Here is a 12,967-nt window from a genome sequence, read left to right on the forward strand (position 1 = left end):
GGGTCAAAATACCAAAAACGCCTGAAAGCGATAGAATACTTAAAAAGCAGAATAAACGAGACAGCGAAGTCGTGCAGGCCATCGAGCCAAGCGCCTTTTTACACAAAACCATAAAAATTACTTATAGAAGACTATGAACGCACCCAAAGCCTTTGATTCCAATGCTGATATTGGCCACTATGTTGGCGGCTCAATCATTAACCCTAAAGATGGTCGCTTTGCAGACGTATTTAACCCGGCCAAGGGTACAGTCGCCCGCCGAGTTGCTTTGGCCAGCCGAAATGAAGTTAATGACGCTGTTGCTATTGCTCAAAAAGCATTTGAGACTTGGGGCCAAACCAGCCCTTTGCGTCGTGCACGTATTCTATTTAAGTATTTAGAGCTACTCAATGCCAATCGCGATGAATTAGCGGCAATCATTACCGCTGAACACGGCAAAGTATTCACAGATGCACAGGGTGAAGTTACCCGCGGTATTGAAATTGTGGAATTTGCCACTGGCATTCCTGAACTACTCAAAGGCGAATACACCGAGCAAGTTTCTACAGACATTGACAACTGGGTCATGCGTCAGCCACTAGGCGTTGTAGCTGGCATCACTCCTTTTAACTTCCCAGTCATGGTACCAATGTGGATGTTCCCGATGGCGATTGCTTGTGGCAACACCTTTATCCTCAAGCCAAGCCCAACAGATCCTTCTGCCTCGCTGTTTATGGCCAAACTTCTTAAAGAAGCTGGTCTGCCTGATGGCGTATTTAACGTCGTCCAAGGCGATAAAGAGGCTGTGGATGCTTTAATTGAAAACCCAGACGTAAAAGCAATTAGCTTTGTGGGCTCCACCCCTATTGCCAACTACATCTATGAGCGTTGCGCCCATTTTGGTAAGCGCTCCCAAGCTCTGGGCGGCGCAAAGAACCACATGGTCATCATGCCCGATGCCGATATCGATAAAGCGATTGATGCCTTGGTTGGCGCGGCCTATGGGTCTGCTGGTGAGCGCTGTATGGCCATCTCCGTTGCAGTTTTGGTAGGCGATGTAGCAGAAAAAATCATGCCTAAATTGATTGAGCGCACCAAGACCTTGAAGGTCAAAAACGGCATGGAACTTGATGCTGAAATGGGCCCAATCGTTACGAAAGCCGCCCTTGAGCGCATTACTGGTTACATCGATAGCGGCGTTGCTTCTGGCGCAAAGCTCTTGGTTGATGGTCGCGGCCTAAAAGTTCCTGGTCATGAAAACGGCTTCTTCTTGGGTGGTACTTTGTTTGACAATGTCACACCAGATATGAAGATCTATCTTGAAGAAATCTTCGGACCAGTACTGTCCTGCTTACGGGTTGCAAACTTTACCGAAGCACTCAATTTAGTGAACTCTTGTGAGTTTGGCAACGGGGTTGCTTGCTTTACTAGCGATGGCAATATCGCCCGCGAATTCGCTCGTCGCGTTCAAGTTGGCATGGTTGGCATTAACGTACCTATTCCAGTGCCAATGGCATGGCATGGTTTTGGTGGCTGGAAGAAATCGCTCTTTGGTGATATGCATGCATACGGCAAAGAAGGTGTACGTTTTTACACCAAACAGAAGAGTGTTATGCAGCGCTGGCCTGAGAGTATCGCCAAGGGCGCAGAGTTTGTTATGCCGACCTCTAAATAAGCAAGGCATCAATAAAAATAGCGATCTTCGGATCGCTATTTTTTTATCTATCCTTATGCCCTTACTGAAGGGTATTTTTAAAAGCTGGTATCAACGGTACTGCTAGAACCTCGATACCTTCTTCACGCAAAGATTCCGCCTCATCCAAAGTAGTTTGACCGCGAATGCTACGCTCAGGCGCTTCTTTGTAATGGATCTTGCGCGCCTCTTCTGCAAATGCAGTGCCAACGTCCTCTGACTTACCCATGAGATCGCGCATGCCCTTTAAAAAAGCAGCTTGCACCTGAGCCTCTAAATGCGAATGGTCTTTTCCGGTTAAGGCAACGACATCACCGCTAGCACCATTGTTAGTGCTAGAGATATCTTCATTAGCCACTGTGAGTGCGTGTGAGGATGATTTGGCAATATGCGGCGCAGAAGGCATGCGAGCAATTTCTGTACTGTCACACACTGGGCAAGCAAGCATCCCTTTTTCTTTTTGTGCCAAGCAATCTTCCTCTGAGGCAAACCAGCCTTCAAAGCGATGATCCAAGGGGCATGCGAGGTTATAAACTTTCATAAGACCTATATCGGGGCAAAAATGCCAAATTCAATAGGTCTATTTTAATAGGAAATGCTGGATGCCTATTTAAGCGGCTTTGGACTGACAAGCCCTCGCCGATAGCGATCTAACCAATAAGCTGAAATCGTCGTTTTGACGTCTGTGATCTCCCCCTCCTCTACCCACGCAATCAATTGCTCCAAGGGGGCTGCAAAAACATCCAAAAACTCCTCATCATCCAATTTACTCTTACCGGGCACGAGATCTTCTGCAAGATAGATGTCGATCAGCTCTGTGGAATAGGAAATGACTGGATGAATACGGCGAATATAACTCCACTTTTTAGCCGTATAACCAGTCTCTTCTTCAAGTTCACGTTGCGCGCACAATAAGTGATCTTCACCAACTTCCAATTTTCCAGCCGGAATCTCAATGCAAGCCTTAGCAATGGGATAGCGATACTGACGCTCAAGAAGCACCCTGCCATCCTCTAACAATGCTACGACCGCTACCGCTCCTGGATGTGTGAGGTATTCACGTGCAGCAATCTGTCCATCTGGCAAGCGGACCTGATCGCGTTTCATATTCAAAAAAATACCGCCGTAGATATCTTCACCAGAAACGCGCTCTTCTCGCAAGTGTTGATCGCCACTTGGCAAATCTTGAAATGTTTTTTCACTCATGATGTCAGCCTATAAAAGATTGCTTGATGCTACAAATTGCATGTGACACTTCAGTGTCATTAAATGCATTGTAAATTCCTAAAAATAAAGGCTCCTCAGAGGAGCCTTTATTGAATGAATCATGAAAATGCCTGCTTGAGCTTAAGAGCCTAATAAAGTGCGGCGCATTGCATCTAAACAAATGGTCATTAACCCTGCAGGCACAATACCGATCACCAAAACAAGAATGGCATTAAGACTCAGTAAACCCTTGGCAAAGCCAGAGCCTGATACTGTCACTTCATGAACGGGCTCATCAAAATACATCACTTTAACCACCCTAAGGTAATAGAAGGCACCGATCAAAGATGCCATGACAGCAATGATGGCCAAGAATGTGTGTTCAGCATCCACCAGCGCTTCCAGGACGCCCAATTTTGCCGCAAAGCCAACTGTAGGCGGGATACCTGCCAAGGAGAACATCATGACCAAGCCAATAAAGGCAAACCATGGGTGTTTCTTGTTTAACCCTTTAAGGCCTTCCAAGGTTTCACAGTCATAACCCTTGCGTGAAAGAACCATCAACAAGCCGAAGGTTCCCAGAGTGGTCATGACATAAGTAATGACATAGAACATGGATGCACTAAAGGCATGATCATCAAACACCGACAACATACCAAGCAGTACGAAGCCCATCTGCGCAATTGCAGAGTATGCCAACATGCGTTTGACGTTCGTTTGCGCAATCGCAGTGACGTTGCCGAGCACTAGGGATAGAACAGCCAGCAATACCAGCATTGGCTGCCAATCACCCATCAACGGTAACAAGGTATTAACCAACAAGCGGAATAGCAATGCAAAGGCTGCTAATTTTGGCGCAGCTGCAATCATGAGCGTTACAGCAGTTGGGGCCCCCTGATAGACGTCTGGAACCCACATATGAAATGGCACAACACCTAGCTTAAAGGCCAGTCCAGAAACAATGAATACCAAGCCAAAAGCCATCACCAAATGGTTGACACGAGGATCGGCTACCGTTTTAAAGATCTCAATCAGATCCAAAGAACCGGTTACGCCATAAAGCATGGACATACCATAGAGCAAGAAACCAGATGCCAATGCGCCTAATACGAAATACTTAATACCAGCTTCAACACTCTTTTCGCTGTTATGGCGCATGGCAACCAAGGCATAAGTAGGTAAAGCCATCAACTCTAGGCCAAGGTACAAAGTTAATAAATTAGCACCAGAGATCAATACCATCTGACCCAATAGCGCCAGCAATGCCAAGACGATAAAATCAGGACGGAATAAAGCGCGATCCTGTAAATACCGCTTAGAGTAAATTAGGCTAACCAATACTGCACCGCAAGCACAAGCTTTAAGTAGATTGGATAAAGGGTCAGATTGAAATAAACCATTCATCGCAACTAGGGATACATCTCCTAAGCGGCCAACAAATGCAAAAATCAAATAGCCCAGCAGAATAATAGAAAAGAAGTAAACAAATCCAACGCCACGCGGGGTGTGGAAAATATCTTGTTCTACACCAGGGGTTGAAGGAACCCTTTCGCGTACATAAACGCTAGCTACCAATAATAAGCATGTAGCGAGAAGTAGAACGAGTTCCGGCAGGATGGCGTATAGGTCGAATGCTTGCATTTGCTTTTACTCAGAGTTTGCTTACAGCAACATGCTGTAGCAGATTAATCACAGCGGGATGAATGATGTCTGTAAATGGTTTTGGATAAACACCCATACCAATCACGCAAATAGTGAGCACAGCCATCATGAAATATTCACGACCATTGAGGTCTTTGAGCTCTTCAACGTGGGCGTTATGAATTGCCCCAAAAAATACGCGCTTCACCATCCACAAGGAATACGCTGCACCGAGGATTAACGCTGTTGCAGCCAAGATGCCGATTACGAAGTCATAATCAACTGCAGCCAGAATCACCATGAATTCACCAACGAATCCAGAGGTTGCTGGTAAGCCGCAATTAGCCATCGCCATTAATACCGCAAATGCAGTAAAGGCAGGCATGCGATGCACTACACCACCGTAATCAGCAATTTGACGTGTGTGCATACGATCATACAAAACGCCTATCGAGAGGAACATTGCACCCGCAACAAACCCATGGGAAATCATTTGAACAATGCCGCCCTCAATACCCAAAGGACTAAAAAGGAAGAATCCTAAAGTTACAAAACCCATGTGCGCTACAGATGAGTACGCAACAAGCTTTTTCATATCCTTTTGCACCAAGGCTACTGCGCCTACGTATATCACTGCAACTAAGGATAAGAAAATGACAAAGGGACCAAGGTATTGACTAGCATCTGGTGCAATCGGTAATGAGAAACGCAAGAAACCATAGGCGCCGAGCTTGAGCATGATGGCAGCCAAGACTACAGAGCCACCAGTTGGCGCTTCAACGTGCACATCTGGCAACCAGGTATGCAGTGGCCACATTGGCACCTTCACAGCAAACGCCATAAAGAAAGCAAAGAACAACAGGATTTGTTCAACGATATCGAGGCGCGCGTTTTGCCAGCTCAGGATATCAAAGGTGTTGGTGACGTTGTACAGATACAGCATTGCGATTAAGGTCAACAAGGAACCGAGCAAGGTGTACAAGAAGAACTTAAACGCAGCGTAAATACGATTATGACCACCCCATACACCAATGATGATGTACATCGGAATCAGGGTTGCTTCAAAGAATACGTAGAAAAGCAATGCATCTAGTGCGGCGAATACACCAATCATGAGTCCCGATAGAATCATGAATGAAGCCATGTATTGCGAAACCTTAGTATCGATCACTTCCCATGCTGCGATAACCACAAAGATGTTGATAAAAGCCGTCAGGACAATGAACCATACCGAGATACCATCAATACCGAGGTGGTAATTGATGTCATAACGGGGAATCCAACTCATCTTTTCAACGAATTGCATGCCAGGGTTGGCAATATCAAAATTGATTACCAAAGGAAGCGTGGCGATAAATCCAATGACTGCACCCACAAGCGCTAACCAGCGTACGCCGGCAGAAGGCTTTTCAGACCCATAAAACAAAATAATGAGTCCAAAAACAATTGGGGTCCAGATTGCGTAAGAAAGAGTCATAGTGGCTACTTAAGTAACAAAGGCCTATCGAACAAAAGGCAGGTAAGCGTATAAAACCCAGGCAAGTAAAACCGCCAAGCCTGCAATCATTGCAAACGCATAGTGGTAAACATAACCGGATTGCAAATGGCGAATAACACCAGCGAAGCGTCCAACCGTATGTGCGCTGCCGTTAACAAAGAAACCATCGATGATTTTTTGATCGCCGCGATGCCAGAGGAAGCCACCAACCCAAATCAAACCTTTAGCAAATACTGCTTGATTGAAGTCATCGAGGTAATATTTGTTATCAAATAGTTTTTTGATTGGTGCAAATGCTTGGGCAAATTTTTCTGGAAGCTTCGGAGCCCAGAGATATCCAATTGCAGCAGTCAGAACACCCAAGACAACCAATCCCAATACTGGGGAGGTAAACGCATGGATAGCCATTGCTACTGGGCCATGGAATTCTTCGGCCAATTCTTTCATAACCGGGTGGCGCGCCAGATCAATGAAAATCGAGTCACCAAAATAGGTGCCGAATAACAAAGGAGTAATGGTGTAGAAGCCAATAATGACCGAAGGAATAGCCAACAGAATCAACGGCACAGTGACAACCAAAGGTGACTCGTGCGGCTTCTCCCCGGGAGCTAGGCCGTGATGAGCATGGTCATCGCCCTGCTCTGCGTGCTCATGATGATCATGTGATTGCGCATGTCCCCAGCGTGCTTTACCGTGGAATACCCAGAAATACAGGCGGAATGAATACAGCGCAGTCACAAATACACTAGCCATCACAGCAAAGTAAGCAAATCCAGAGCCTGGAATATGGCTGGCAGCTACGGCTTCAATGATGGAATCTTTGGAATAGAAGCCTGAGAAAAATGGAGTGCCAATCAATGCCAGATTACCCAGAAGCATCATCAAACAAGTAACCGGCATGTACTTCCACAAACCACCCATCTTGCGCATATCTTGCTCATGGTGCATACCAAGAATCACGCTACCAGCAGCAAGGAACAACAATGCCTTAAAGAATGCATGCGTCATCAAATGGAAGATAGCAACTGGATAAGCGGATACCCCTAAGGCCACTGTCATATAGCCCAACTGAGACAAAGTAGAGTAAGCCACAACACGCTTGATGTCGTTTTGGACGATACCCAAAAAGCCCATAAATAACGCTGTGATTGAGCCGATAACCAAGATGAAGCTCAAAGCAACATCTGAGAGCTCAAACAAAGGAGACATGCGAGATACCATGAAGATGCCGGCAGTCACCATAGTTGCCGCGTGAATCAAGGCAGAAATTGGAGTTGGGCCTTCCATTGAGTCAGGCAACCAAACATGCAGCGGGAATTGGGCTGATTTACCCATCGCGCCAATGAACAAGCAGATACAAGCTACAGTCAACAGGTTCCAGCTTGTGCCAGGCAGTGTTTGCGCTGCTAATGCCGTATTTTGGGAAAAGATCACGTCATATTGCATGGAGCCAGTACTGGCTAGAATCAAGCCAATCCCCAAAATGAATCCAAAGTCACCGACTCGGTTGACCAGGAAGGCCTTCATATTGGCAAAGACTGCTGACTGACGCTCAAAGTAGAAGCCAATCAGAAGATAAGAAACTACGCCTACTGCTTCCCATCCAAAGAATAGTTGCAAGAGGTTATTGCTCATCACCAACATCAACATGGCGAAGGTAAACAAAGAGATGTAAGAGAAGAAGCGGTTGTACCCTTCTTCGCCCTGCATATAACCAATGGTATAGATGTGAACCATCAAGGACACAAAGGTAACAACGCACATCATGGTTGCAGTTAATGGATCGATGAGGAAGCCAATATCGAGATTGAGCTCACCCAACTGCATCCAGCGATAAACCGTACCGTTGAAATAGAAGCCATCCATTACCTGAGAGAGGACATTGCAAGACAGCACAAATGCAATCGTGACGCCCAGAATGGTGACAAACTGAGAAGCGCCATTACCAATGCGGTTACCGCCAAGTTTTGTGCCCAAGAAGCCGGCAATCATAGAGCCAATCAATGGCGCTAAGGGAATAGCACAGAGAACAGGAATATTTAAGGTCAATTGCATGACTAGCCTTTAAGGTGGTCTAGATCTTCGGCATTAATGGTGTCAACCTTACGGAAGAGCACTACCAAAATTGCCAAACCAATAGCTGCTTCTGCTGCTGCCACTGTCAGAATAAAGAATACGAATACTTGACCAGCCATATCTCCCAAATAATGTGAGAAGGCAACAAAGTTCATGTTGACCGACAACAACATTAATTCGATTGCCATCAGCAACACGATGACATTCTTGCGGTTTAAGAAAATCCCAATGACGCTGGTTGCAAATAAAATTGCGCTTAATACTAAGTAGTGAGCGAGAGTAATACTCATTTTTTCTCTCCTCTAATATCTTGCTTGGCAGCCATATCAGACCCCATTTTGACAATGCGCATGCGATCAGCTGCAATAACGTTCACTTGCTCATGAATATTCTGAGATTTGGAATCTTTGCGATTGCGCAATGTCAGGGCTACAGCGGCAATAATCGCTACAAGCAAAATGACACCAGCAACTTCGAAAGCATATACGTAATCGCCAAAGATCAACATACCCAAGGCCTGGGTGTTGTTAGCCATAACCTCTTCCGGCATCGGCTGAACCGGAGCATTGGTGCCAATAAAGCTACGAATGATCACAATCGATAGCTCTAAGACGATCACCGCACCCATTAAGAAGGCCACCGGCAAGAATTTTTTGAAGTCACGGCGTAAATGTTCTAAATCTAGATCTAGCATCATGACCACAAATAAGAACAAGACCATGACGGCGCCAACATAAACCAGGATCAGTGCCAAGCTCAAGAACTCTGCTTTGAGCAACATCCAAAGACCAGAGGCACAGAAGAATGCAAGCACTAAAAAGAGCGCTGCATGGACAGGATTGCGAGCGGTAATCACGCGCAAGGCAGAAATGACTAGCAAGCCTGCAAAGCCGTAGAAGAACGCAGCAAATAATGTAGATGGATCGAATGTCATATAGATTGGTTCTTTATTCGATTAGCGATAAGGCGCATCAATCGCGCGGTTCTTGGCAATATCTTTTTCATACTTATCGCCTACAGCCAAAAGCATTTCTTTTGTAAAGTAGAGATCGCCACGTTTATCACCGAAATACTCAAAAATATTGGTTTCAACGATAGCGTCAACTGGACAAGCCTCTTCACAGAAGCCGCAGAAAATACATTTGGTTAAGTCAATGTCATAGCGAGTTGTGCGACGTGTTCCGTCATCACGCTCAGCCGTTTCGATTGTGATCGCATAAGCAGGACAAACTGCTTCACATAACTTACAACCGATACAACGCTCTTCACCATTTTCATAACGACGTAGAGCATGCAATCCGCGAAAACGATTAGATAAAGGGGTTTTTTCTTCAGGATATTGAACAGTAATCTTTGGCTTAAACAGATAGCGACCAGTAATAGACATGCCGGTCAAGATATCTCTAAGCATCAAGCTATCGAGGAATTGGGAAATTTTCTTAAACATGATTGATCAACTTATTTCCAAATATTCCATGGAGAAACTACCCATGCGCCGATAACGACCACCCAGAATACGGAGATGGGGATAAAGATTTTCCAGCCCAAGCGCATGATTTGGTCATAACGATAGCGCGGCAATGTTGCGCGCAACCAGATAACACAAGAGAGCAAGAAGAAAGTTTTACCAAACAGCCAGAAGAAACCAGGAATTTCGCGCAAGATTGGTAAATCAACGATTGGCAGCCATCCGCCCAAGAACATGATTGAAGCAACGGCAGCAATCAAAATCATATTGGCATATTCAGCCAAGAAGAACATAGCAAAAGACATACCTGAGTACTCGACCATATGGCCTGCAACAATCTCAGACTCCCCTTCTACTACGTCAAATGGATGACGGTTTGTTTCCGCTACACCGGAAATGAAGTAGATCAAGAACATCGGCAATAGAGGTAACCAATTCCAAGAGAGGAAATTGAGGCCCATATGCGCAAAGTAGCCGTGCTCTTGCGAAGCAACAATAGCACTCAGATTCAAAGAACCAGATGTCAATAGCACTGTAACCAAAGCAAAGCCCATGGCAATTTCATACGAAATCATCTGAGCTGAGGCGCGCATTGCTCCTAAAAATGGATACTTTGAATTTGAGGACCAGCCTGCCAAGATGACGCCGTAAACACCAATCGACGAAATGGCCATGATGTACAAAAGGCCAGCATTGACATCAGCCAAAACCATCTTTGCCTGAAAGGGAATCACTGCCCATGCTGCAAACGCAGGGGCAATTACCATGACCGGCGCAATGAAGTACAGCACTTTGCTGGCTTGAGTTGGCGAAATGATTTCTTTCATCAGCAACTTCAAAGCATCAGCAATTGGCTGCAATAAGCCCAATGGACCAACACGATTAGGTCCAAGACGGATATGCATCCAGCCAATGAGCTTACGCTCCCAGAGAGTCAAGTACGCAACGCAACCGAACATAGGCAATACGATGATCACGATTCGAACTAAAGCCCAAACCAATGGCCACAAGGATCCGAAAATAGCTTCGCCTTGGGTGGTAATGAGGTTCAAGAAATTATCCATCTCGTCCCTTATGACTTGCTAACAGTTACAGGACCAAACATGGATCCTAATTTCGCACTTGCCACAGTACCAGCAGAAACTCTGACAACACCAGGCGCTAAATTCACTTCTAAGGTTGCAGGCAATTGAACAGATTGGGCATCTTGAGTAACGCACACTAGATCACCCTCTTTCAAGCCTAATTCTGCGAATAATTTCTGACCTAGACCCACTTGATTTCCACGTTTTGCATCGCGAGTTAATTGCAATGCAGAAGATCTCCGTACGATTTGATCCCCAGCATAGATGTTCACATCGGATAAGCGCTCTAGACCAGCGCTTGCAGCGTTAGCACTTGAGATCGCGTTTGCAATGGGTTGATTGCTCAAACGGGTGCAATAGTTATCACCCAAGGCTTCACCCAACACCTCTTCAGGTAAGTTATAGAGGAAACCGTCGAGGTTCAATAAACCACCGAGCACACGCAACACTTTCCATCCCGGACGAGAATCACCTAAAGGCTTGACCGCAGGCTGAATTGTTTGCGCTCTACCTTCGGCATTGACAAAAGTAGAGACTGTTTCTGTAAATGGAGTGATCGGCAAAATGACATCAGCCACTTCAAGAAGATCTGGCGACTTAAATGCGCTGAGCGCGATTACGGTATTAGCTTTTGCTAAGGCAGCACGTGCTTGCTGTGGATTAGGCAAGTCAGAATCTGGATCAATATTCATCAAAATAACAGCACGGCGATCACCTGATAGAAATGAATTCACTCCAGCACCATTGGCATTGACTAGAGATGCGCCAACCGCATTGCCACCAACCGGCAAGAAACCAAAGCTTGCACCTGTCTGCGCTGCAATGAATTGCGCGAGCACTTGCAAATCAGAAGAATGAGGATGGGCAATTGCCGCGGATCCTAACAATACCGCTGTTGATGTTCCAGAAAGCAAGCTATCAGCAATTTTCTGTGAAGCTACAGAGATATTCACATTCGGAGTTCCTGCAGGAGCAGTCACGGACTTGGCCTTAGCTACCGCAAGAGCAACTTCACTTAATGCATGAATCCATGCGCTAGGAGCGGCAGCTACACTGCTAGCAGGAATTAGCCAATCATCTCCGCCAGCATCAATACGGCTTACTTGCAAACCACGCTTGGCGGCAGTGCGAAGACGCGCAGCAATAATAGGCTGATCTTTACGTAAGAAGCTACCCACTACTAGCACACGATCCAACTCGCTTAATTTGGTAATTGGCATGCCAAGCCATGGGGCGGATGGAGAGCCAGCCACATCAGTCTGACGCAAGCGAGTCTCCACTTGCTGTGAACCTAAGCCGCGAACTATTTTTTGCAACAGGTGTAATTCTTCTGTGCTGCTAATCGGATGGGCCAAAGCACCAATTGATTCAACACCGCTTTCAGCAGCAATGGTTTTGAGCGAATGTGCTACATAGTCCAATGCAGACTGCCAATCAGTCTCAAGCCATTGACCACCCTGCTTGACCATAGGTGTAGTGATGCGGTCGGCGCTATTTAATCCCTCATAGGAAAAGCGATCACGGTCACTAATCCAGCATTCATTCACAGCTTCATTTTCTAAGGCAACCACACGTAAAACTTGATTGGCCTTAGTTTGTACAGTTGTGTTGGCACCTAAGCTATCGTGAGGACTGACAGAACGCTTACGACCCAATTCCCAGGTGCGAGCACCGTAGCGGAAAGGTTTGCTAGTTAAAGCACCAACTGGGCACAAGTCAATCATGTTGCCCGACAATTCGGAATCTACTGTTTGACCCACAAAGGTGGTGATTTCAGAGTGCTCACCTCGGTTAATCATGCCCAATTCCATGACACCAGCAACTTCCTGACCAAAGCGTACACAGCGAGTACAGTGAATGCAGCGACTCATCTCCTGCATTGAAATCAAAGGACCGACATTCTTATGGAAAACGACACGCTTTTCTTCTTCATAGCGTGAATTGGATTTACCGTAACCCACTGCCAAATCTTGTAATTGACACTCGCCACCTTGATCGCAGATTGGGCAATCCAAGGGATGGTTAATCAACAAGAACTCCATTACAGAGCGTTGCGCTTCAACTGCTTTTGCTGAATGCGTAAATACTTTCATGCCCTGTGTCACTGGTGTTGCGCATGCGGGCAAAGGTTTAGGCGCTTTCTCAACCTCTACCAAGCACATACGGCAATTTGCAGCGATAGATAATTTCTTGTGGTAGCAAAAGTGAGGTACGTATGTGCCGAGCTTGTTCGCGGCGTGCATCACCATCGAACCTTGCGGAACTTCTACCGTCTTACCATCTAATTCGATTTCAACCATGCTCACTTTAAGATGTCCCGT

11 protein-coding genes are annotated in these 12,967 nt (G+C 46.0%); 1 reads left to right on the plus strand and 10 read right to left on the minus strand.

Annotated elements, in window-relative coordinates; genetic code table 11:
• Nucleotides 1–133 precede the first annotated feature (133 nt).
• Complete coding sequence (locus ICN24_RS08575; protein WP_216222968.1) at nt 134–1,654, plus strand: CoA-acylating methylmalonate-semialdehyde dehydrogenase; 1,521 nt, start codon at nt 134–136, stop codon at nt 1,652–1,654.
• Between the two features lie 61 nt (nt 1,655–1,715).
• On the opposite strand, the gene ICN24_RS08580 is transcribed toward ICN24_RS08575, so the two are convergent.
• The 10 genes from ICN24_RS08580 to nuoG all read right to left on the minus strand — a co-directional run bounded on the left by ICN24_RS08580 (nt 1,716) and on the right by nuoG (nt 12,946).
• The gene (locus tag ICN24_RS08580; RefSeq protein WP_216222969.1) at nt 1,716–2,213 is read right to left on the minus strand and encodes a DUF1178 family protein; all 498 of its coding nucleotides are present in this window, start codon (nt 2,211–2,213) and stop codon (nt 1,716–1,718) included.
• Between the two features lie 65 nt (nt 2,214–2,278).
• On the minus strand, nt 2,279–2,878 hold the full coding sequence (locus tag ICN24_RS08585; protein WP_216222971.1) for an NUDIX domain-containing protein: 600 nt from the start codon (nt 2,876–2,878) through the stop codon (nt 2,279–2,281).
• A 141-nt stretch (nt 2,879–3,019) separates the two neighbouring features.
• Nucleotides 3,020–4,519, minus strand: a complete 1,500-nt coding sequence (nuoN, locus tag ICN24_RS08590; RefSeq protein ID WP_216222972.1) for an NADH-quinone oxidoreductase subunit NuoN — start codon at nt 4,517–4,519, stop codon at nt 3,020–3,022.
• A gap of 10 nt (nt 4,520–4,529) precedes the next feature.
• Nucleotides 4,530–5,996 carry an NADH-quinone oxidoreductase subunit M gene (locus ICN24_RS08595; RefSeq protein ID WP_216222973.1) on the minus strand — a complete coding sequence of 489 codons (1,467 nt, stop codon included), beginning with the start codon at nt 5,994–5,996 and terminating at the stop codon, nt 4,530–4,532.
• A gap of 24 nt (nt 5,997–6,020) precedes the next feature.
• Nucleotides 6,021–8,072, minus strand: coding sequence for an NADH-quinone oxidoreductase subunit L (gene nuoL, locus ICN24_RS08600; protein WP_216222975.1), 2,052 nt, complete (start codon nt 8,070–8,072; stop codon nt 6,021–6,023).
• Nucleotides 8,073–8,074: 2 nt separating this feature from the next.
• Nucleotides 8,075–8,383, minus strand: a complete 309-nt coding sequence (nuoK, locus tag ICN24_RS08605) for an NADH-quinone oxidoreductase subunit NuoK (RefSeq protein WP_215394215.1) — start codon at nt 8,381–8,383, stop codon at nt 8,075–8,077.
• Nucleotides 8,380–9,027, minus strand: coding sequence for an NADH-quinone oxidoreductase subunit J (locus tag ICN24_RS08610; RefSeq protein WP_216222977.1), 648 nt, complete (start codon nt 9,025–9,027; stop codon nt 8,380–8,382). Before ICN24_RS08610 ends, nuoK begins: the two co-directional genes overlap by 4 nt.
• 21 nt (nt 9,028–9,048) lie before the next feature.
• Nucleotides 9,049–9,540 (minus strand): NADH-quinone oxidoreductase subunit NuoI, encoded by a 492-nt coding sequence (nuoI, locus tag ICN24_RS08615; RefSeq protein ID WP_216222985.1) that lies wholly within the window; start codon nt 9,538–9,540, stop codon nt 9,049–9,051.
• A gap of 11 nt (nt 9,541–9,551) precedes the next feature.
• Entirely contained in the window at nt 9,552–10,625 is a 1,074-nt protein-coding gene (gene nuoH, locus ICN24_RS08620; protein WP_216222986.1) for an NADH-quinone oxidoreductase subunit NuoH, read from the minus strand.
• A gap of 8 nt (nt 10,626–10,633) precedes the next feature.
• Complete coding sequence (gene nuoG / locus ICN24_RS08625) at nt 10,634–12,946, minus strand: NADH-quinone oxidoreductase subunit NuoG (RefSeq protein ID WP_216222987.1); 2,313 nt, start codon at nt 12,944–12,946, stop codon at nt 10,634–10,636.
• Nucleotides 12,947–12,967 lie beyond the last annotated feature (21 nt).

The organism is Polynucleobacter sp. UK-Kesae-W10, from assembly GCF_018881575.1.
Lineage (GTDB): Bacteria > Pseudomonadota > Gammaproteobacteria > Burkholderiales > Burkholderiaceae > Polynucleobacter.